Annotated in this window: 12 protein-coding genes and 3 rRNA genes; 3 read left to right on the forward strand and 12 right to left on the reverse strand. The window is 47.6% G+C overall.

The genetic code is table 11. The annotated features are described in order from the left end of the window. Positions 1 to 33 precede the first annotated feature (33 nt). The 3 genes from NQU17_08580 to NQU17_08590 are packed head-to-tail and all read right to left on the reverse strand — an operon-like array spanning position 34 to position 3588. Positions 34 to 1509 carry a hypothetical protein gene (locus NQU17_08580; GenBank protein UUM10740.1) on the reverse strand — a complete coding sequence of 492 codons (1476 nt, stop codon included), beginning with the start codon at positions 1507 to 1509 and terminating at the stop codon, positions 34 to 36. Next, on the reverse strand, positions 1490 to 2914 hold the full coding sequence (locus NQU17_08585) for a HAMP domain-containing histidine kinase (protein UUM10741.1): 1425 nt from the start codon (positions 2912 to 2914) through the stop codon (positions 1490 to 1492). Before NQU17_08585 ends, NQU17_08580 begins: the two co-directional genes overlap by 20 nt. Then, entirely contained in the window at positions 2899 to 3588 is a 690-nt protein-coding gene (locus tag NQU17_08590) for a response regulator transcription factor (GenBank protein ID UUM10742.1), read from the reverse strand. Before NQU17_08590 ends, NQU17_08585 begins: the two co-directional genes overlap by 16 nt. A gap of 325 nt (positions 3589 to 3913) precedes the next feature. On the opposite strand from NQU17_08590, the gene NQU17_08595 reads away from it, so the two are divergent. Next, positions 3914 to 4387 (forward strand): PTS glucose transporter subunit IIA, encoded by a 474-nt coding sequence (locus NQU17_08595; GenBank protein UUM10743.1) that lies wholly within the window; start codon positions 3914 to 3916, stop codon positions 4385 to 4387. A 323-nt stretch (positions 4388 to 4710) separates the two neighbouring features. Here NQU17_08595 and NQU17_08600 read toward each other — a convergent pair whose 3' ends face one another. The 3 genes from NQU17_08600 to pulA all read right to left on the reverse strand — a co-directional run bounded on the left by NQU17_08600 (position 4711) and on the right by pulA (position 8378). After that, positions 4711 to 5292, reverse strand: a complete 582-nt coding sequence (locus tag NQU17_08600) for an ECF transporter S component (protein UUM10744.1) — start codon at positions 5290 to 5292, stop codon at positions 4711 to 4713. Between the two features lie 108 nt (positions 5293 to 5400). Next, positions 5401 to 6051, reverse strand: a complete 651-nt coding sequence (locus NQU17_08605; GenBank protein ID UUM10745.1) for a hemolysin III family protein — start codon at positions 6049 to 6051, stop codon at positions 5401 to 5403. Positions 6052 to 6344: 293 nt separating this feature from the next. Then, positions 6345 to 8378, reverse strand: coding sequence for a type I pullulanase (gene pulA / locus NQU17_08610; GenBank protein ID UUM10746.1), 2034 nt, complete (start codon positions 8376 to 8378; stop codon positions 6345 to 6347). 263 nt (positions 8379 to 8641) lie between these two features. Here pulA and NQU17_08615 point away from each other — a divergent pair, with 263 nt between their 5' ends. Next, positions 8642 to 9802 carry a lysophospholipase gene (locus NQU17_08615; protein ID UUM10747.1) on the forward strand — a complete coding sequence of 387 codons (1161 nt, stop codon included), beginning with the start codon at positions 8642 to 8644 and terminating at the stop codon, positions 9800 to 9802. A gap of 176 nt (positions 9803 to 9978) precedes the next feature. Here the strand turns inward: NQU17_08615 and NQU17_08620 are convergent, their stop codons facing one another. From NQU17_08620 to NQU17_08640, 5 genes are all read right to left on the reverse strand, one after another. Further along, the gene (locus tag NQU17_08620) at positions 9979 to 10782 is read right to left on the reverse strand and encodes a hypothetical protein (protein ID UUM10748.1); all 804 of its coding nucleotides are present in this window, start codon (positions 10780 to 10782) and stop codon (positions 9979 to 9981) included. After that, the gene (locus NQU17_08625) at positions 10779 to 13307 is read right to left on the reverse strand and encodes a DEAD/DEAH box helicase (protein ID UUM10749.1); all 2529 of its coding nucleotides are present in this window, start codon (positions 13305 to 13307) and stop codon (positions 10779 to 10781) included. The genes NQU17_08620 and NQU17_08625 overlap by 4 nt, the downstream gene beginning before the upstream one ends. 300 nt (positions 13308 to 13607) lie before the next feature. After that, a 5S ribosomal RNA gene (gene rrf, locus NQU17_08630) occupies positions 13608 to 13725 on the reverse strand. Positions 13726 to 13800: 75 nt separating this feature from the next. Then, positions 13801 to 16683, reverse strand: a 23S ribosomal RNA gene (locus NQU17_08635). Positions 16684 to 17026: 343 nt separating this feature from the next. After that, positions 17027 to 18530: ribosomal RNA gene (locus NQU17_08640) — 16S ribosomal RNA — on the reverse strand. The 16S, 23S and 5S rRNA genes sit together here, the layout of an rRNA operon. Before the next feature lie 1061 nt (positions 18531 to 19591). Here NQU17_08640 and NQU17_08645 point away from each other — a divergent pair. Then, a complete protein-coding gene (locus NQU17_08645; protein ID UUM10750.1) occupies positions 19592 to 19981 on the forward strand; it encodes a hypothetical protein in 390 nt (129 codons plus the stop codon). 1130 nt (positions 19982 to 21111) lie between these two features. Here NQU17_08645 and NQU17_08650 read toward each other — a convergent pair. Further along, positions 21112 to 21471 carry a transposase gene (locus tag NQU17_08650; protein UUM10751.1) on the reverse strand — a complete coding sequence of 120 codons (360 nt, stop codon included), beginning with the start codon at positions 21469 to 21471 and terminating at the stop codon, positions 21112 to 21114. Positions 21472 to 21642 lie beyond the last annotated feature (171 nt).

Genomic DNA, 21642 nt, shown 5'->3' on the forward strand with positions numbered 1-21642 from the left:
TCAATTCCTGTCATTTTTATTTTTTCTAATCGTTTATTGCAGTTTTTTCCCCAATGGCTTGACAACTTTTGTCCATTCCGTCACATAATTCCCCAGGGCCCATTCATGCATAATAATCTCCTCGTTCGAAAGCTCGATTCGCGCCATCGGCTCCGCTGCCAGCCTCCCGTCCTTAAGCCGGGAATACACCAGCAGGCGAGATTTGGTGCGAATCAGCGTGAAGAATCGATCCGGTGAACTGACTGCGTCCAAGGCATCGGGAACTAATGATCTGATCTCACTCCAGCGAGGCTCCAGGTCATCATAGCGATAGACCCGATAATTGTCCCGGAAATTCATGGGATAGGTCAGATTCTTTTGTGAGTTTGCATTTTGGGCATTGATTCTCCCCTCATAGATCCAGCGGCCATTGTATCGCTTCAAAATGAAGGAGTTTTCCCTGAGTTCTCCCAAGCCGGCTGTTTCTCCCGCTTCCTGGTTGGCCAGGGCAATTTTCGCAGCCGACTCCATCACATTGATGCCCTCCGGTCCGAACAGGTCGGTAATGCCGATCCGATTATCATAATCCGGCTTACCAACATTGCGAGTCGAGTATTCCGTCAGATCTTTAAAGTCCTTGTATTTGGCAACGCCGGAGACTGTACTGAAATAATCATTGGAGATGAAAGTAATGTCACTTCGCCGGGACAACCCGTCAGCCGGAGCGCTCTCCTGGACGATGGTCTGGTCCGCCAGATTTTTAATCACGATCGTTTCCCTGACCACATCCGCATTTTCCTGCCGGTCGACGGAAAGCTGATAGAATACGTTGCGGGGGAAGAGTATATTTTCAACTTCATAAATGGTCAAGGGCTGCCCATTCTGATAGGAAATCCATAAGGTTCGATAAGTCGCCGCCCCAGGTTTTCCATTCTGATCCGTACGGGCGCTTCTCAAACCGAGCAGCACGCCATTGGCAGTGCTGGGCGGAGATTTTGTCGGATTCCCCATGGAATCGGTGGAAACTTTTATATTGGTTTTCTCCAGGTGATCTGTCCGGTCAAAATAGAGCAGGATGTTATTCCGTTCAATCGCGATCCGTTCCGGCTTCAGCTCATAGATCCGGACCGAAAATCCTTTCGCATCAGTAACCGTGTAAACCTTCATCGAGGCTTCGGTCAGGCCGACATCCGCCGGTGCGATTTTGTAGCGGGTCAGGAAATACTCGTAGGTTGAGACCTGCATTACTTTCATGGTGGGATGATCCACTGAGTCCGTACCGATGATAATCCGGTCTTTGGATAAATAGGCACCCAGACCTTTGAAATAATCCTTATCAATTTCCTGGTTGTCCGGATTCAGAGAGTACGCCGTATCAAACACCCAGTACGGCGCCAGATCAAGCACCGGGGTCCGCGGCAGGGTCTTATCGATGGCCAGTATGCTCTCCATCGCAAAGCAGCCGGTTAGATTGAGGCTGACTGCAAGGACAAGTAAAATCCGAAAGAAACTAGTGATTTTTTTTGACATTGCTGACCTCCCTTGGGATCCGAACCCGCATCCTGGTTCCCTGATTAAGTTCCGAGTCAATTTCCAATGACCCGCCATGGAGCAGCGCGATCTCGTTAACAATGGACAAGCCAATGCCGCTGGAAGATTTCGAGTGTTTGCCCTTATAGAATTTCTCCCGGACTTTCGGTATCTCATCCGGCGCAATTCCAATGCCCGTATCTTTGACGGTTAGCCAGGTGCTGGTCAGATCCTGGGCAACCTCTACCTGGATGGAGTCCCCCGGTTCAGTAAACTTGAATGCATTGTCGATGAGATTCACCAGAACTTGCTTGATCCGGTTGATATCAGCCGTAAAGGGCGCAACGCTTTCTTCCATGACAAGCTGGAACGATCGTGGTTCCCGTTCCTTTCTGCCTTCAACAAATGAAAGGATGTATTTTTTCAGTTGCTCGGGCTCTACTTGATCCAGTTTCAAATCAATTTTCCCTGAAGCGAAGCGTGAAAAGTCCAGCAGTTCATTGACCATCGCCTTGAGCCGATCCGACTCCTTTTCGATGATATCGAGCCCCATCGCCAGCAGCTCCGGGTCCGTTGCCGGATCATTGAGAGTCACGGCCCATCCCTTGATAGCAGTGAGCGGTGTACGCAGTTCATGAGACACCGAAGAGATGAATTCATTCTTCAATTCCTCTTTTTTAGCAATTTCCGAGGCCATGTAGTTAAATGTCTGAGACAGCGTGCCAATCTCGTCATTGCTCATCACCGGACTTTTCACGTTATAGACGCCTTTGGCCATCTGACGGGCCGTTTCGGTCAGTTCTGTAATCGGGTCAATCATCTTCTTGCTCATGAAAATTCCGATCATGGCCGCTGCTGCTGTAATTGCTCCGCCAATCTGGAAAAAGAGAATGGTAATGTTAAGCAGATTCTGATCCACCTGCTCCAGTGAGGCGATATGACGAATCACGCCGATGACTTTTCCGGTAGAGATCAAAGGGGTCGAAATACTCATGACATGCTCGTTGGTCTGTCCTATTTTGAAAATATGGTACTCGGTCTGGCCATTCAAAGCAGCTCGGACATCCAGAAGCTCAGATTCCGACTCCAGGTGAGCCTGAGAGTCCAACAGCAGCTGGGCAGAAGTGTCGTAGATCTGAACCCGTGCGCCATCGCTGTGCCACCAGCTATCCTGGTCCGCATAAAGATTCTCGATCAATGTCCCGGTTGTGGAAATATTATCCTCATAATAATCAGCTGAATACTGAACCTGTCCTTTGACCGTATTATAAAAGTTCGTATAAAAATAGGCCCTGACAAAGCTGAGGAGCACTGCCAGGGTTAATATATAGGTCATGCCAAGGATCAGCAGGATACTCTTGATAAAACTGGCCCGAATACTTCCTTGTCTTACTCTTTTTTCCATCGATATCCCGTTCCCCAGATCGTTTCAATGTATTTGGGTTCTGACGGGTCATCCTCAATCTTGGAGCGAAGCCGACGAACGTTCACATCGACGATTTTGGGGTCGCCAGTAAAATCGTAGCCCCATACAAGATTCAGCAGGTCATCGCGGGTAAATGCTTTTCCCGGATTTTCCATGAAGATTTTCATCAGTAAAAATTCCTTGGGAGTCAAAACGATCTCCTTTGAATCCTTTGAAATTGTCTGAGAATAATTATCCAGTTCAAAGCAGAACGTGCGAATGACTTTTTCCTCTTCACGCTCAGTTTTTTCATTAATGCGGCGAAGCAATGCCTGCGTGCGCAGAATCAGCTCGGTCGGATTGAACGGCTTGATGATGTAGTCATCGGCACCACCTTTCAGTCCGGTGATGCGGTCGGTGTCCTGTCCTCGGGCGGTCAGCATGATCACACCGATTTTCGTATTTTCTTCGCGAATTCTCCGGAGAACCTCAAAACCGTCAATCCCCGGAAGCATGACGTCCAATATGGCCACATCAGGCTTTTCCAGCCCCGCGATCCGCACCGCTTCTTCTCCGGTATCCGTCTCGTAAACCGCAAAGCCGCTCCGCTCAAAATTAATCTTTAAAAAAGTTCGGATGCTGGTCTCATCTTCACAAATCAATATTCGATACATATCCTGCCTCCTTTATTTTCACAATCTAATTAAAGGATACAATGGAAACCAATGGGTTACAGCACTGTAACAAGTACTTTTATTATACACTACTCCCCATGGGTTTTCCCGGTTCTCCCAGCGGATGAACCTCTATTTTCGGCGCCGTTCGTCCCTTCCGATCAAATGACTCTGTGCAGTCAATCCAGGCTAACTTCAGACTGATTTTTCTCGTCAAACCCGATAAAGTATTTTATAGCCGAAAACGCTCGCTTTTTTTCTCATCTCATTTGGTGGTTTCTCCTGTATAATGAACTGGTATAGTACATGGGAGGAGTAGAATTTTATGTTTGGCATGTTTAAGAAAGACATTAAAATATATGCGCCGGTCACCGGTTCCTGTGTGGATCTGTCCGAGGTTCCGGATGAGGTCTTCTCAGAGAAAATGATCGGGGATGGCGTTGCCCTGCGCCCCACCGAGAATTTATTTGTCGCTCCTGCAGACGGTGAACTGACGATGCTTTTCCCAACGGGTCATGCTTTTGGCATGCGAATAGATAAAACCATTGAAATCCTGATTCACATCGGCATTGATACCGTGGAGCTCAATGGCGAAGGTTTTGAGATCTTAGCTGAGCAGGGCCAGTTTGTAAAGACCGGAACACCGATCATTCGGGTAGACTTGGAAAAAATCCGACAAAGAGGCTACGATCTAATTACTCCGGTCATCCTGACGTCACCGGCCGAAGCAGTTATCAAGCCGCTGACCGGTCGAAACGCTGTCGCTGCGCGCGATGTCATCTTTTCCATCACCCCCTGATCCGGCGGCCAGAAAAGCTGTGATTTGCTGGGATTGGATTCCCTGGCAGTCTCACTTCGTATCATGCTGTAAGTCTTTCTTGATTTCAATTTTCTACGATTCGAGGAATCAGAGTATTTCCTGTGCTCACCACCCAGTCTCCTGTCATGATAAACTCAGCGACCCAATGAAGATCGCTACAATAAAGCCAGACATTGGCCGGCAGACCCTTGAAGGGCTTATTCGGCCAATGTCTGGCTTTAAAGGTGTGTTTGATGATTCATCCGCTCATTTCACAACGGGAACGCCTCTTGCCGGCAGCCCATCGTCACAGAAAAGAACGTTTATGCGGAATATTTCCGGAGGCTGGCACGCACCGCTTTCACTAAAGGAATCGCAACGATGGTAGAAGCCACCGCTTCCAGTGAGACATTTACAGTCAGAACTGTTGCCAGCAGCTGCTGGAAAATAGTACTGCCCACCATCTTTCCTTCGTAGGTCAGCAGGAGGAAAATGGCGGCCAGAACAAGAACTGAATGCACGAAACTGGAAACAAAGGCGGTCAAGCCGATGGACAGTGCCTCGGAGGACTGAATTCGCTCAAACAGGCGGTAGATCGGATATATGATCAGACCAAACATAATTCGTGGCACAACCGAAATCAGCGGGTTGATGAAAAGAAGATCCGTCGCTGCACCACGTGTAATGGCGACAATCATGGAACTGACTCCGAAGGTTAGCCCGAACAGGAATCCGGCTTTCCAGCCAAACAGAATCGTGCCGATAATCACTGGAATATGAACCAGAGTGATCGCAATGGGAAAAATCTGGACATATCCCAGAAAAGGCACAGCGGCCATCATCACGATGATTGCCATGATCATGGCGTAGTAGACCAAATTACGGGTCTTTTTGCTGGTATTCATACAGCACCTCTCTTTCCGATGACTTGCATCGAAGGGAAATCGAAAAGTTATTGCTGTAATTATTATATCATTCCCTTTGAATCCTGGATATCGACAGATTTCATGAGATTAGCCGATCAGCCGGGTATATATCATGAGGTAATGAAGGAAGGTTCCCAGCAGCACAAAGCAGTGAAACAGCTCGTGGAAGCCGAAAATTTTTGATATATTCGGCTTTTTCAGCCCATAGATTACTGCCCCGGCGGTATAGCTGAGTCCACCACCCAACAGCAGAAGCAGTCCTGGCAATCCCGCACCAATCAGAATCGCGCGCAGCAAAATGACGGAAAGCCAGCCCATACCAAGATAAATTCCGGTATAAAGCCAGCGCGGAGCCTCAATCCAGAATACTTTGAAAAAGACGCCCAGCACTGCAATGCCCCAAATCAGGACGAGCATGGCCAATCGAAACGTTCCGTTCAAGATGAAAGCAATGATCGGTGTATAGGTTCCCGCGATCAACACAAAAATCATGGAATGGTCCAGTTTCTTCATGAATAGAATTGCTTTCTTTCCCATTTGGATCAGGTGATATATCCCGCTTGTGGCATACAATGCAATCATGCTGATACCAAACGCCACAAGGGAAACCATCTGACCAGTACTGATGCCAGCAGTGATTCCCTTTCGGATCAATAAGATCAGGCCAATGACTGCCAGGGCAGCCCCACCTAGATGAGTCAGTGAATTTACCGGTTCTCGAATATATTTGTTCAACATACAATCTCCTTATTCTACTGTGTCTATCACTTTTACCTGCTTAAAATATTACCACTTCCACGCCTTGTTAGCAATACTGCTAATACATTGTACGGATAACTCATATCACAAAAAAAGAACTCCCGGTTTCCGGGAATTCCTTTTTTTATGCAGTCTGTTTCATTGAAATCACTGGTCCCAGCATATACAGCGGTAAATAAGCCAACAGTTCCAGTTACAGTTTCACTTGCAGTTCCTTTTAGAGCTTCAGTTACGGCTGCAGCTACTACTGTAAATGAAGTGCCTTCACCGAACTAATCACGGCTCATCACTGTCACCGACAAAGGGCCTACTTGTATTTTGCCGTTGTTACAATTCAAAGTGGACGGCAGCTTTGGAACGCTCAGATCATGAACCAGGATCTTCCAGTTTCCCTTTGGAACATCTGCCGACTGTGCTTTTTCATGGCTGTTGATCAGGATCAGCAGTTCAGCGGTGCGATTGCGAAGGCGTAGGCAAATCATACCTCCCCGGTTATGCATAAGGTCGGATGATGCTTTGATTGCCTGATAATCCCTAAGGCGCAGGAGGCTGTTCTCCCGTCTCAGGTGAATAAGACCCTTAACGTATTCAACGGTCGACCGATACTTGTCCTGGCGCAGCCAGTCAAACTGATTCACCGCGTCGGTGGAGCGATAACTGTTTTCGACGCCCGACTTGGTCCGGAGGAATTCCTGTCCGCCATGGATGAAGGGTATGCCCTGAGCCAGCAGAACAAGCGAGGTTGCCAGCGTATGCCGTCGGACTCTCACCTCCTCGGAGTCCCTGGGATTGGTGAGCAGCAGTTTGTCATACAATGTAAGATTATCATGAGCTTCCACGTACTGAATCAGCTGGTCTGGCCCCAGATAGGAAGGGCCATGATGACCATCCGACCGTCCCAGCAGGTTGTGAGCAACTTCCTTCTGATCCCGATGCTCTCCGGAAATAAACCCCCGCTGCGCGAAGTCAAACGTGGAACCTTTGACTGAGTCTCTCATTGAATCGTTGAAATGGGCGATCCGGGGCATCTTCTGAGCATTTCCCTGCCAGGCTTTGTCTGCATCCGGCAGCTCAGTGCCAAGATTCCAGCCCTCCCCTAAGAGAATGATCGAGGGGTCAATCTGATCGAGCATATGACGTGCTTCATTCATGGTTTCCACATCATGAATGCCCATGAGGTCGAAGCGGAACCCATCCAAATGAAATTCTTCTGCCCAGTAGCGCAGCGAATCCAGGATGTATTTTCTCATCATGCGGCGCTCAGAAGCCGTGTCATTGCCAACTCCAGTTCCATTTGCCAGTTTTCCGGTTTGATCATAACGAAAAAAGTAACCCGGAGCAGTTTTATGCAGCGGATGATCTGATACTTCATAAACATGGTTATAGACGACATCCATAATGACGCGCAGTCCTGCATCATGCAGCCCCTTGATCATCTGCTTCAGTTCGAGGATTCGACAGGCCGGATCCATCGGATTCGTAGCGTAGGAACCTTCCGGTGTGTTAAAGTTTTTGGGATCATAGCCCCAGTTATAACCAGTCTGCGGGCTGATTTCATCCACCGTCGCAAAGTCATACATTGGCAAAATCTGAACATGGGTGATTCCCAGGCTTGTCAGATAATCCAGACCCGTTGCTGAACCATTGGGATTTTTGGTGCCGGTCTCCACAACTCCGAGAAATTTACCGCGCCGGTCGATTCCTGAATGCGGATCCATGGAGAAATCCCGAATGTGCATCTCATAAATAACAGCATCTGTCGGATAACTGAATGGCGGCATTCGATAAAATCCTTCCAGATAAACGGTGTCAGGATCCAATATGACCGAACGATCTCCGCCAACTGTCACCGCTCTGGCATATGGGTCTGCTGTTGAATGACCTGTTCCGTCGGAAAAGGTCAGATGATAGGTATAGGAAGTTTCATGCTGATCGTTTGTCAGTTCCGCCTCCCAGACCCCTGCATCAGTCTGATACATCTCGACGCGGGAAGCTATTTGAGCCAATGGCTCAAGCGACTCCCAGACCTCTACCGTAACTTCCTGGGCAGTCGGAGCCCACAAACGCAGGATGGTCCGATCTTTTCCATAAAAAGCTCCCAGGCGGCCGGGATAATAAAACCGTTCATCAAATTCCTTTGTCCGTACCAGACTGCCGCTGATTGTCGCAAACTTCCCAAAGCGGGTTTTAACCAGTACCGGTTCGGCCATGGGCATATCGTCAGTCGTCTCAACCAGGTCCTTACGGCGGACATGATACGGCTCATCGCGGATCTCATCCTTTAGAACTTGTTTTGATAACTCCATTTGTTGTAGTTCATCTCGATCATTCAAAATTATTACCCATTCCTTGTTCAGATTTCACCTTGGAAGACGAACGATTCTAAATTGAATTCTCTCAAATTATAGCAAGGATCCTGGATTCATTCCATTCCGTTTTTTCTTTTGTCATTTTTATTATGACCTGCACTTTCGCTCAATCTCAAAAATTATCATAAACGGTGTATTTTTACACCGCATATGTTTGCTATAATGAAACTGGAACGAAACTTTACACTGGAGGTATGTACATGAAACCTTGGCGCAAAACAATGTCGGTGGCCATGATGGCAGCAATCCCGCTGGCCTACCACCGCCTCTATAAAAAAACCTTCGGCAATCGCAGCGAATCCCAGCAAATGAAAGTTCTTCCCAACATCGAGCACCCGGAGAATGATTTCTTTCTGGAAGAATCGGGGTATGCCCAGTCCATGAACGATATCGTTCTGCCCTACCTGGCCCAGCGGGAGACCCGCGCTTACTATCAGACCACCCATCAGATTCATTATGCCCGATATCAGGCTGATACCCCCACCGCCAGCGTGGTCATATCTCATGGCTATGCCGAAGAGATTGATCGCTATGCTGAACCAATCTATTACTTTCTCAAAATGGGCTACAATGTTTTTATCCCTGAACACTTCGGCCATGGAAAATCAGAAGCTGGCGTGTCTGATCCCACGCTTATTTGGGTGGATGATTTTGATACCTATTCATTTGACTTTTATCGCTTTATTCAAGATGTGGTCCGGCCGGAAGATCAGGATCGTCCCGTCGTCTGCTTCGGTCATTCCATGGGCGGGGCGGTGCTGGCCAGAACACTGCAGCTGTACAATGATTGCTGCAGCGCTGCCATCCTGAGCTCTCCCATGCTGCAGGTCCATTTATTCCAGGCAGAAAGTCTGATATTCCCCATAACCCAGGCAGTATCCAAAACCCCCTGGGCAAAAGCCCTGATCCCCGGAGAAACCCGCTTCACGAAGCAGCTGCCGGACGAGTTCAATCCGGAACGAGCCGCCATGCGCTGTCAGGTTCGGGGGGAGTATGTGCACAGACTTCGATGGGATGAGGCGAAACAGCCCAGGTATGCGGTTTCCTGGGGCTGGCTCAGCGAATCACTGAAAGCCGGGCATGAGATCGTTAAACCAGAAAATGTAAGAAAGATCAATGTCCCAATGCTGATGTTCCAGTCCGAAACCGACTGGTATGTTGATGCCAGGGGGATGTATGAATTTGCCGAACATGCCAAAAACCTTGATTTCTACCAAGTACCAAATACGCTCCATGAAATCTACTCCGAGTCCAATGAAGTCATCATTCCCTATTTCAATAGAATTCATCATTTTATTGAAGAAACGGTAGCCCGACAGCTTACTGAACATCAAAGCGTTTCGATCCCGTCCGGATATTAAGCAAAAAATTCTTTCCGTCTGCCTGACATCTCATTTGCTTTTCGATGGGCTGGCGATAATCGAGATCCTGTATTACGCTGTAATAAGAAACCGTTCAGGTTAACACAAGAAGACGAAACATCAGAGATTCAGCTCATCCAGCTGAATCTCTGATGCTTTGTCTAACTATTTGGTTTTCACTTTCCGGACTGTTTTCGACTTGCTTTTTCTCTCTGCTCTTTCGATCTGCTTTTATTTAAGTCAGATTCATCCCTAAGATTGATGATTGATCCCAGACCAAAGATTTTATCAATATCTTCTTCCGATATTTCGCGATTACTGGTAGAGCCGGCATGTTCCAGCATATGCTGGATTGTCAGATCCATACTGTTCCGAATCAGCTCATTTCCATCGCGCCCGCGAAGCTGGAAGAGCAGGATGGGATCCTGATCTAATCGGTTGGCAATCCCGTACAGAACTGCCGCCACATGCTTGCACATACTGGCCCAGTCAGGGCAGCTGCAGGAAAAGTGAATCTGGGAAGGTGCCGGAAAAAGTCCGATGCGAGTATCAAATAAAAGGTTTTCCAGTTCCAATGGAAATTTTCCTTTCAGCAATTCGTCCAGCGAAGTGATTTTATTCTGAGTGAATTTGGTAATTGCCTGCCACTGCGCATCGGTAATTCCATCAATTCGAATCTCCACCTGATATGGTTTGGCTCTCGAGCCCTGAACCAGCGCTGTTGCTTCCATTGGCCGGATCTTCAAATCAAGTACTGCATTACTGCGAACATAGGATTTTCCTCGCCCAATCCGATTGCTGTAATCCGCATACCGTTCCAGATTTTTCATCCAGGACTTCCCCCACCAGGTTTTTGCAATCGCAGTTCCGGAGATGACAACAGGTTCCAGATCCGACCGTTTTTTTTCGAGCTTGGCCAGCGACTTTGCTGCCTTAATTCTTTTTTCATCAGCGCTGACATAACGTTTTCCATAACTCATGCCTGCTCACCTCCCAGCGCAAATAAATGGAGCAGTTCTTTATTGGAATATTCAGTAATCCACTGTTCTCCTACGTCGGACAGAATGTCTCCTGACAGTTTGATTTTGCTCTGGATCAGCTCATCAATTTTTTCTTCAATAGTTCCTCTGGTTATAAACTTATGAACCATCACATTCTTTTCCTGTCCGATCCGATACGCTCGATCCGTTGCCTGATTTTCTACTGCTGGATTCCACCAGCGGTCAAAGTGAACCACATGGTTGGCTGCAGTCAGATTAAGTCCGACTCCGCCAGCCTTTAACGAAAGTACCATGTAGGGAACATATTGTTCACCATTGAACTGATCCACCAGTTTTTTACGCTGTTGAACCGGCGTTCCCCCATGCAGGATCAGACCCTGTCCCCCGAAGATTTCCGCTAGAAATTCGGATAACGGTGCTGTCATCTCTTGAAACTGGGTAAATACCAGGACACGTTCTCTTTTTTCATAGATTGTTTCGCAGATTTCCCGCAGTGACTCAAATTTCCCACTGTAATCCGGCTTGTAATCGTCCTTCCCTAAATAATGATCCGGATGATTGCATATCTGCTTGAACTTGACAAGACTGGATAGCACGATCCCTTTCCGCTGGATCCCTTCCGCCTGACTGAGTCCTTGTTCCAACTCCTTCAACAGCTGCTGATATAACCCAATTTGTCGTTTCGATAGCGTCGTATAGTCTCTGATTTCGATCTTATCCGGAAGGTCGGAAATAATCGTTCGATCAGTCTTAAGCCGGCGGAGCAGGAATGGCTGAATGATCTGTCTCAATCGACCGTACCCATCCATATCTGTCGCAAGTTTTTTGCTAAAGGCAGTAAACTCTTTCATGCTGCCAAGCATTCCCGGGTTGAGGAAATCAAACAATGACCATAGATCACTGAGCCGGTTCTCAATCGGAGTTCCGGTTAAAGCCAGTCGATGCCGCGCCGGGATTGCCTTGATTGCCTTGGTCTGCTTTGTCCCTGGATTCTTTATGGCCTGTGCCTCATCCAGGATTAAGCACTCCCACGTTTCCTCGTGCAGCTCAGTCAGTCTGACCGCCATCTGATATGTAGTAATGTAGAGAAAATGCCCGGCCTCAAGCTTAATTTCAGTCTCTTTCGATTCGCTGCGGTGGAGGATCTTGTATGGCAGCTCAGGAGCAAATCGTTCCAGTTCCTTTTGCCAGTTACCAATCAGTGACGCAGGCAAAATTAAAAGAACCGGTCCCATGCTCGACTGTCTGATTTCTTCGAGGAACGCAATAATCTGAATTGTTTTTCCAAGACCCATATCGTCTGCCAGACAAGCGCCAAGTTTGAGTTTGTGAAGCTGATGCAGCCAGCGAAAGCCTATTTCCTGATACGGGCGCAGTTGAGCATGAACTGTGTCAGGAATTCCCTCCGGTGCTAACATCCCCGGATGTGTCAGCTGTGTTATCAGTTCCTTCATCCAGTCCCCATGAGAAATTGAGACTGTAACATCATCATTCTGATCAGGCAGGATTCTCCTTAGGTCAAGCTCTAATTGGATTGCTTCCGCAAAAGTCAGCTGTTCGCCTTTTTTTTGCTCCATCTGACCCATATACTGGAGGATCGCTTCAATTTTCGAACGATCCACCTCAATCCATTTGCCTTTATACTGCACAAGTCCTTGCGCCATTGATAGAAACTGACGGAGCTCATCGGCTGAAACTGAGTCATCGCCCAAACACAATTCAGGAGTAAAATCCAGGATTGCATCCATGCCTACCTTTGATGGGGCATCCTTCCCTAGTTTTATTTGAACTTGGAATTTATTTCGCTTGCGTCGCCACCAGTCAGGAATACGACACATAATGCCCGCTTCTTCATAGAGCGGAAGTTCCTTCAAAAACTGGTAAGCTTCTTCAATACTGAATTTCAAGGGCCGGAAAAGTTCTCCGGAATCCATCAGCGATGAGATCAGACTGCTTTTCTCCGCAGCCTGAATAACAGAGCGAATCAGGGCCAACAGTTTCTGATCATCGCCCTCAAATTCGCCCAGAGCATTTTTTAAGGGAGTATGGACCGCTCGCTTGCTGCGCTCAGGCTTAGTGGAGTAGGTTGCTAAGAATGCAAAGGGATACTCCGGATCAGTCTGTTCGACGAGATGGAAAAACACTCGGCCCACAACTTGGAAATGAGCCTGTCGATCGGTAAAATACTGGGTTACTGAACCCTCATATAGTCGAATTTGACTTCTGAAGATTTCTGACAGATTTTCCCACAATTTTTTCAGCCAGGTCTCGTCAATATACTCCATGCCAACCGCAAATGGAATTTCCCTGGCGGCTAATTCTATTTTTTCGGGTGTCAGTTCAACTTCGATTTGATCGCGATCCAGTTCTATTCCGGGATATTGACTGACCGTGTTCAAAAAATCCGCAGCAAAGCGGATCAGGTAAGAAAGTGCTGGCGAATGCCAGTCTGCCTCGCCCTGAAAAGCCAAGTCATATAAGGTATTTATTCTGTTTTCCTTCAATCTTGCTGCCCATTTCAGAACAACTTCGTTTGAATCACTCGCAGGCTCATCTGCCTGAAAGGAGTGCGGTGTAAAATATATGTTCAGCGTTTCTGTCTTTGCCTTGGCCATTGGCTTGTTTCCGCTCCTTTTTATGTAATATCTGTTTGTCTTCCTTATTTTACCTCTTTCATCATTTTACCTTTTTCATCGAATCCTGAACACTAGGGTTCATCCAGGCATCGGGTCCCTGGAACCACCATAAAACAGAATTGTATGCTCGAAAAAAAGCACTCTGATTACTCAGAGTGCTTTTTTCAAAACCGGCGTCAACCTACTTTTCCACACAGCTTCCCGTGCAGTATCATCAGCACCATAAGGCTTAACCATCGTGTTCGGGATGGGAACGGGTGTAGCCCTTACAGTCATAAACACCGGATTGGTTTGAGGTTTTATTGTTCCCTCAAGACTGCATATAGTTCTTCAAACGTAATTCATCATTTTTAACTTGTTTAAGATCAAGCCCTCGATCGATTAGTATGAGTCAGCTGCATGCATTGCTGCACTTACACCCCTCACCTATCTACCTTGTGTTCTTCAAGGGATCTTACTGGATTACTCCATGGGAAATCTTGTCTCAGGGTGGGCTTCACGCTTAGATGCTTTCAGCGTTTATCCCGTCCCAATATAGCTACCCAGCCATGCCGCTGGCGCGACAACTGGTACACCAGTGATTGGTCCAACCCGGTCCTCTCGTACTAAGGTCAGCTCCCTTCAAATTTCCTACGCCCGCGACGGATAGGGACCGAACTGTCTCACGACGTTCTGAACCCAGCTCGCGTGCCACTTTAATGGGCGAACAGCCCAACCCTTGGGACCTACTTCAGCCCCAGGATGTGACGAGCCGACATCGAGGTGCCAAACCTCCCCGTCGATGTGAACTCTTGGGGGAGATCAGCCTGTTATCCCCGAGGTAGCTTTTATCCGTTGAGCGATGGCCCTCCCACGAGGTACCACCGGATCACTAAGCCCGACTTTCGTCCCTGCTCCACTTGTAGGTGTCGCAGTCAGGCTCCCTTCTGCCTTTACACTCTATGGACGATTTCCGACCGTCCTGAGGGAACCTTTGGGCGCCTCCGTTACTTTTTAGGAGGCGACCGCCCCAGTCAAACTGCCCACCTAGCAATGTCCCGTGACCCGTTTCCTGGTCTCCGGTTAGAATCCCAATATCTACAGGGTGGTATCCCAACGGTGACTCCCCATGACCTGACGACCATGGTTCTTCGTCTCCCACCTATCCTGTACAGTAAATATCGAAACTCAATGCTAAGCTACAGTAAAGCTCTACGGGGTCTTTCCGTCCAATCGCGGGTAGCCAGCATCTTCACTGGCACTACAATTTCGCCGGATTTGTTGTTGAGACAGTGCCCAAGTCATTACGCCATTCGTGCGGGTCAGAACTTACCTGACAAGGAATTTCGCTACCTTAGGACCGTTATAGTTACGGCCGCCGTTTACTGGGGCTTAAGTTCATACCTTCGCTTGCGCTAAGCATTCCCCTTAACCTTCCAGCACCGGGCAGGCGTCAGCCCCTATACTTCAGCTTGCGCTTTTGCAGAGACCTGTGTTTTTGTTAAACAGTTGCTTGGGCCATTTCACTGCGGCCATGTCGCCATGGCACCCCTTCTCGCGAACTTACGGGGTTAATTTGCCGAGTTCCTTAACAACAATTCTTCCGATGGTCTTAGGATTCTCTCCTCATCTACCTGTGTCGGTTTGCGGTACGGGCAGCATGTCGCTCCTTAGAGGCTTTTCTTGGCAGCGTGAACTCGGGTATTTTCGTATCTCAGAATATGCCAGAAGGGATTTGCCTCCTCTGACTCCCTCGAATACTTCGACAGGCTCTTCCAACCGCCTGTTACCCTATCCTCCTGCGTCACCCCATCGTGTTAACGCTTCATGCCGGTATCTGAATATCAACAGATTGTCCATCACCTACGCTTCTCAGCCTCGGCTTAGGCCCCGACTAACCCTGAGCGGACGAACCTTCCTCAGGAAACCTTAGATTTTCGACCTGCGGGATTCTCACCCGCATCTCGCTACTTATGCCAACATTCTCACTTCTTAACAGTCCACAGCTCCTTTCGGTACTGCTTCGCCCCGTTAAGAACGCTCCTCTACCGCGTATATTAAAATATACACCCGTAGCTTCGGTGATAGGTTTTAGCCCCGGACATCTTCGGCGCAGGATCTCTCGACTAGTGAGCTATTACGCACTCTTTTAATGAGTGGCTGCTTCTAAGCCAACATCCTAGTTGTCTTAGAAATCCCACATCCTTTTCCACTTAACCTATACTTGGGGACCTTAGCTGACGATCTGGGCTTTTTCCCTTTTGACAATGGCACTTATCTGTCACTGTCTGACTGCCGGATTAAAGTCTTTGGCATTCGGAGTTTGATAAGGTTCGGTAAGCGATATGCCCCCTAGCCCATTCAGTGCTCTACCTCCATGACTCATCATCCAACGCTAGCCCTAAAGCTATTTCGAGGAGAACCAGCTATCTCCGAGTTCGATTGGAATTTCTCCGCTATCCACAGCTCATCCCATGGTTTTTCAACACCAATGTGGTTCGGTCCTCCACGAGATTTTACTCTCGCTTCAACCTGTCCATGGATAGGTCACCCGGTTTCGGGTCTGCAACATGCAACTAGACGCCCTGTTAAGACTCGGTTTCCCTTCGGCTGCGCACCTGAAGTGCTTAACCTTGCTGCATATCACAACTCGTTGGCTCGTTCTACAAAAAGCACGTCATCACACGCTTATGGTGCTCTGACCGGTTGTAGGCACACGGTTTCAGATTCTATTTCACTCCCCTTCCGGGGTTCTTTTCACCTTTCCCTCACGGTACTGCTTCACTATCGGTCATCAGGTAGTATTTAGCCTTGGGAGGTGGTCCTCCCTGCTTCCCACCGGGTTTCACGTGTCCGGTGGTACTCTGGATCACTCTCGGTCCGTCTTCCCTTTTCGCCTACAGGTCTGTCACCTTCTATGGCGCTGTTTCCCAACAGCTTCGGCTAAGGGGCCTCTTCCCTTTCTTGAGTGTCCGCAACCCCAGAGAGCAAGCTCCCTGGTTTGGGCTCTTTCCTTTTCGCTCGCCGCTACTAAGAAAATCGATGTTTCTTTCTCTTCCTCCGGGTACTTAGATGTTTCAGTTCTCCGGGTGTGTCTTCCTATAGAGTATGGATTCCTCTATGGATGCCTTTCGGCGGGTTGCCCCATTCGGTGATCTCAGGATCACTGGCTATGTGCGCCTACCCTGAGCTTATCGCAGCTTATCGCGACCTTCTTCGACTCCTGATGCCAAGGCATTCACCATGCGCCCTTTATAGCTTGATCTTTTTTCAAGTTAATTTTTGGCTCAAGGTTGGAGCTTTCGCTCCCCTTGACGTTTTTGAATTGTTGTCAATAACTTTTCAGTTAATGACTAACTTCTCAACGAAATTGTTTTTTCTACAATTTTGCTTTACGTTTTAAGAATATATGCAGTTTTCAAAGAACAATTGAGAAGAAAAAAATGCCCCACCTTCAAGAAGTCATTCTCATTAGCTGGTGTTGCAGCTGTTCTCTCAAGATTAAACAGAATACTTGGATGTACAAATCAGTAATCCTTTTATGGGAGATATCCGTGAAATGGATATCCTTTTATCTCATCCATGTTGCCATGGCTGTGACTCCCTAGAAAGGAGGTGATCCAGCCGCAGGTTCTCCTACGGCTACCTTGTTACGACTTCACCCCAATCGCTGACCCTACCTTCGGCCGCTGGCTCTATAAATAGTTACCTCACGGACTTCGGGTATTGCCAACTCTCATGGTGTGACGGGCGGTGTGTACAAGGCCCGGGAACGTATTCACCGCGACATGCTGATTCGCGATTACTAGCAACTCCGACTTCATGCAGGCGAGTTGCAGCCTGCAATCTGAACTGGGGCAGGTTTTATGAGATTTGCTCCTCCTCGCGGGATCGCGTCTCTTTGTACCTGCCATTGTAGCACGTGTGTAGCCCTAGACGTAAGGGGCATGATGATTTGACATCATCCCCACCTTCCTCCCGGTTAACCCGGGCAGTCTTGCCAGAGTGCTCAACTGAATGGTAGCAACTGACAATAGGGGTTGCGCTCGTTGCGGGACTTAACCCAACATCTCACGACACGAGCTGACGACAACCATGCACCACCTGTCTTCCTGCCCCGAAGGGCTTCCCCGATTAAGGGTAATTCAGGAGATGTCAAGTCTAGGTAAGGTTCTTCGCGTTGCCTCGAATTAAACCACATGCTCCGCTGCTTGTGCGGGCCCCCGTCAATTCCTTTGAGTTTTAATCTTGCGACCGTACTCCCCAGGCGGGGTACTTACTGTGTTTACGACGGCACAGGGGGAGTTGATACCCCCTACACCTAGTACCCATCGTTTACGGCGTGGACTACCAGGGTATCTAATCCTGTTTGCTCCCCACGCTTTCATGCCTCAGTGTCAGTTACAGTCCAGAAAGCCGCCTTCGCCACTGGTGTTCTTCCTAATATCTACGCATTTCACCGCTACACTAGGAATTCCGCTTTCCTCTCCTGCACTCAAGTAACCCAGTTTGGAATGCAGTTCCCGGGTTGAGCCCGGGGATTTCACATCCCACTTAAGTTTCCACCTACGCATCCTTTACGCCCAGTAAATCCGGACAACGCTCGCCACCTACGTATTACCGCGGCTGCTGGCACGTAGTTAGCCGTGGCTTGTTTTTTGGGTACCGTCATTATCGTCCCCAATCAAAGAACTTTACGACCCGAAGGCCTTCATCATTCACGCGGCGTTGCTGCATCAGGGTTTCCCCCATTGTGCAATATTCCCCACTGCTGCCTCCCGTAGGAGTCTGGACCGTGTCTCAGTTCCAATGTGGCCGATCACCCTCTCAGGTCGGCTACGCATCGTCGCCTTGGTGAGCCGTTACCTCTCCAACTAGCTAATGCGCCGCGGGCCCATCTCAAAGCGGATTTCTCCTTTGATACGCTCATAATGCTAAATGCGTATATTATGCGGTATTAATCTTCCTTTCGGAAGGCTATTCCCCTCTCTGAGGCAGGTTACCCACGTGTTACTCACCCGTCCGCCGCTAGGTGTATACACCTCGCTCGACTTGCATGTGTTAGGCACGCCGCCAGCGTTCGTCCTGAGCCAGGATCAAACTCTCATGTTAAAAAGTTTGAACTAGCTTTTAGTCGATTTTTTAGTCTTGTCTGACTACTCAAAATGAATTGCTGGTTTGTTTTACCTTGTATTCTGTTTAATTTTCAAAGAACAGTTTGTTTTGTTTCGTTTCGTTGCCGCTTTAGGCGACTTCTATATCTTACCAAGCCCGCCGTTGAGTGTCAACACCTTTTTCAAAGTTTTTTTCAGGATCTTATTTTCTTCCCTGCCTTGCCACTCCCCGTTTCTTTCTCAAGAACAGGACCGAAGTCAACTATATCAGCTGGGTTGCGGAAAGGCAACTGCTATTTTAAAATAACGATCCGCTTTCAGGAACTCATTTAATTCTAATGCAAATACTCCATTTTTCCTATACTTATCCGAAATCTCCTAGCAATCTCTCAGGACAGCATCATCTGTCAATATCCAGGTTACTCTGCACGTACTCGCTCTGAATCCAGTATTATCTCGATTCAAGATTAATTATTACATTGATCCCCAATAAGACTTAGTCACAATGCATAAGTTCAATAGCCTCATTTCGTCTCACCAGTCAGGATGGAGCGTCAGGAAATCGTAAAAATCAGATAAAATACCGCTCATCCCACCTTGCTGGTCCTGATCATACATTCGCCTGATTGCAAATTATTTTCTCCAAGCACAAAAATCAAAAGTGAGCTGCACTTTCACTGACCTCAGACTCTCATCAGTGAGCAAGCAAAGTCTTTAATCATTTGATTGTACGTGATACCAGCTGAAGGACGCGGACAATTATTTTGCTAGTCAATATGAAATATCATCGTTATGTTACCCGGCTCAGGGATCACAGAGTTAGAATAGTAGTAAGCAACTTCGATCATTCTACGCTTCAATCAATGATCCAAAACCCTGACAATTATTAATTATCTATCCGAAAGTGAGGTGAACTTTGTGATCAGATCCTCTGCCGTCATTCGCCGCACTATGCTTGTATTAAGTTCTGTTTTCTTGCTATGTTTGAGCGGTTGTTCCCCATCAGTTCCTCAAGGGTTCTCAATCAACCTGACAAAAAATAAAATTCCGCCGGATCAGATGGAAGCTTTAAGCTATGTCGAGCCGGATGATCCTCCGCTAATATCTCAGAATGACATCACCGCCTATGACGCTCAGACTCATGCAATTGAACTGACCGCTTCCGCATTCTCCCGCGTGAATCAAATGGTCAATCCCGTCAATGGAACTTCCTTTCTGGTCTGTGTCGATGCTTCACCCGTCTATTGGGGTGCACTGTGGTCACCATACTCATCCCTGTCCTTCAGCGGCGTAGTGATTCAGATCCCACCCGTCGCCGAGAAACCAAACACGATCAGACTCGAACTGGGTTATCCCAGTCCATCCGTTTATCAGGGGCAGGATCCCAGGGACAACGGAACGGTCCTTGAGGCCTTGGACAAAGACGGCAAATTGATCAATAAGCCTTGACCAACCTGTGATTGCTTATATGACAAAGGCAGTATGCTGAGATGACCAGTAATCGAATCAACCGCAAACTGCCTCACTATTCCAGATTACATTCCAGGATTCTTTCCACCATACGTTCTCTCTCATAGTGTCAACAATCCCGGCTCTCCCGTTCTCGTCCTGTTTCTGCCCCAATGCGAACAGTCACCGGATATCGTTTGTTGGAGTGCTCAAGCTTGTGTCAGCGTAAAGACAGTTGCGACTGCAAACATGTGGTACCGGTGAGCTCTCCAAGTATCATTGGTACAGCTTGCTTTGGTGGTTCCGGCTGCATCAACAAGCTCTGTCACATCCCCTGGAGGTTTCGTGAGGAACTCACTCCTAGTATAATCATGGAGAAAGACGCAATATTGCCATTACAAGATGTAATGGATGGACAATCCAATGTTGAATAAATGATAAATTCTGACCAGTTCTGCCCGGTGATCGGACGGATAACATGCCAGGGTCAGTTTTTTCATCGAAAACGTCGCTGGGTTTCATTCCAAACGAACTCAGTACATCTATTTTATGTCTCAACGTTCATAAAAATCGTGTCGATGTGATTCGAATGCCTCTGGAACCGGATTCTGGCGATCAGCTGCCAACAGCATCATCTGTCAACGTCTGAAATCAGTCAACGTCTCACGTTTCGACAACCAGGGGATCAAACCTGGTTTTTGAGATCCTGGTCTATAGCAATAGAAAGATTCAGATTTTCAGAATGCCTGCAGTGTTTTCCATAACCCATTATATTCTGAAAGAAAAGCAAAAGTAGATGAAAAAGTTTAAACCAACAAAGCGGCTAACGCCGCCTGTCGTACCTCGCGTGTTTATTCAGGCTCTGGTATTAATCAGAGCCCCTCTTATATTGAAATACTTTCCCGAATTTGCTTGTATATTTCTCGGGGCGCATCAGCCCGCCACAGGACTCGCAGTCAAATTGCGGGGGTTCGTTAATATTGCTTTGGTCCATTTCATCAAATGTTTTAACAACACTTAATGGAATTTCTTCCACTGCCCCACAACTAGTGCATATATACCGGACGATCGGTTGATTGCTCGCCTGCTTTCTGTGATTCGCACCTTGTGTTTTCTTCTTTCGTTTCTTGCTAACCGGCATTTCGTCCTTCCCACCTGTACCTTTCCTGATTTCTTCTTTTCTCAGGTACCACTATATCACTCTTTTTCATGAGTGCACCACATTCGCATTTCAATGGATTTTTATCATATTCGAGCATCATACGAAACTGCCATGTTTTCATTTTCTTTAATCTTGCGTATTTTTCTTTGGATATCAGTCTGCGTTCGATTCGTCTGGCTCTCAAGTTGTTTCTCGAGTAGATTCCATAGTTTCGAATCATCTTAAAGTGAGTATCCGGAATATGAATGATTAACCGTTGGATGAACTCCATGGCACTAATGGATTCCTGAACATTGTGGACAAGTGTATACAGTCCATCCGTTTTCAAAATTGCCGCAATTCAACATCCGTTCCACTTCTTTGTGGACTGATATGCGAATCATTTCGGGGTGCTCAGCAACGAACTGATCCCAGTGTTCCTCGAAAATCTGCTTAATCTTACCCATATAATCACCTGCTAAGTAATTCATAAAACCATTATAATAAGCGGGTTAAGCTT

The organism is Clostridiaceae bacterium HFYG-1003, from assembly GCA_024579835.1.
Taxonomy (GTDB): domain Bacteria; phylum Bacillota; class Clostridia; order Clostridiales; family Clostridiaceae; genus JG1575.

What these genes read in the sequence shown, in the direction of transcription:
- NQU17_08580 (UUM10740.1), bottom strand. Translation starts at nt 1,509, where the DNA reads ATGTCAAAAAAAATCACTAGTTTCTTTCGGATTTTACTTGTCCTTGCA.
- NQU17_08585 (UUM10741.1), bottom strand. Translation starts at nt 2,914, where the DNA reads ATGGAAAAAAGAGTAAGACAAGGAAGTATTCGGGCCAGTTTTATCAAG.
- NQU17_08590 (UUM10742.1), bottom strand. Translation starts at nt 3,588, where the DNA reads ATGTATCGAATATTGATTTGTGAAGATGAGACCAGCATCCGAACTTTT.
- NQU17_08595 (UUM10743.1), top strand. Translation starts at nt 3,914, where the DNA reads ATGTTTGGCATGTTTAAGAAAGACATTAAAATATATGCGCCGGTCACC.
- NQU17_08600 (UUM10744.1), bottom strand. Translation starts at nt 5,292, where the DNA reads ATGAATACCAGCAAAAAGACCCGTAATTTGGTCTACTACGCCATGATC.
- NQU17_08605 (UUM10745.1), bottom strand. Translation starts at nt 6,051, where the DNA reads ATGTTGAACAAATATATTCGAGAACCGGTAAATTCACTGACTCATCTA.
- pulA (UUM10746.1), bottom strand. Translation starts at nt 8,378, where the DNA reads ATGGAGTTATCAAAACAAGTTCTAAAGGATGAGATCCGCGATGAGCCG.
- NQU17_08615 (UUM10747.1), top strand. Translation starts at nt 8,642, where the DNA reads ATGAAACCTTGGCGCAAAACAATGTCGGTGGCCATGATGGCAGCAATC.
- NQU17_08620 (UUM10748.1), bottom strand. Translation starts at nt 10,782, where the DNA reads ATGAGTTATGGAAAACGTTATGTCAGCGCTGATGAAAAAAGAATTAAG.
- NQU17_08645 (UUM10750.1), top strand. Translation starts at nt 19,592, where the DNA reads ATGGAAGCTTTAAGCTATGTCGAGCCGGATGATCCTCCGCTAATATCT.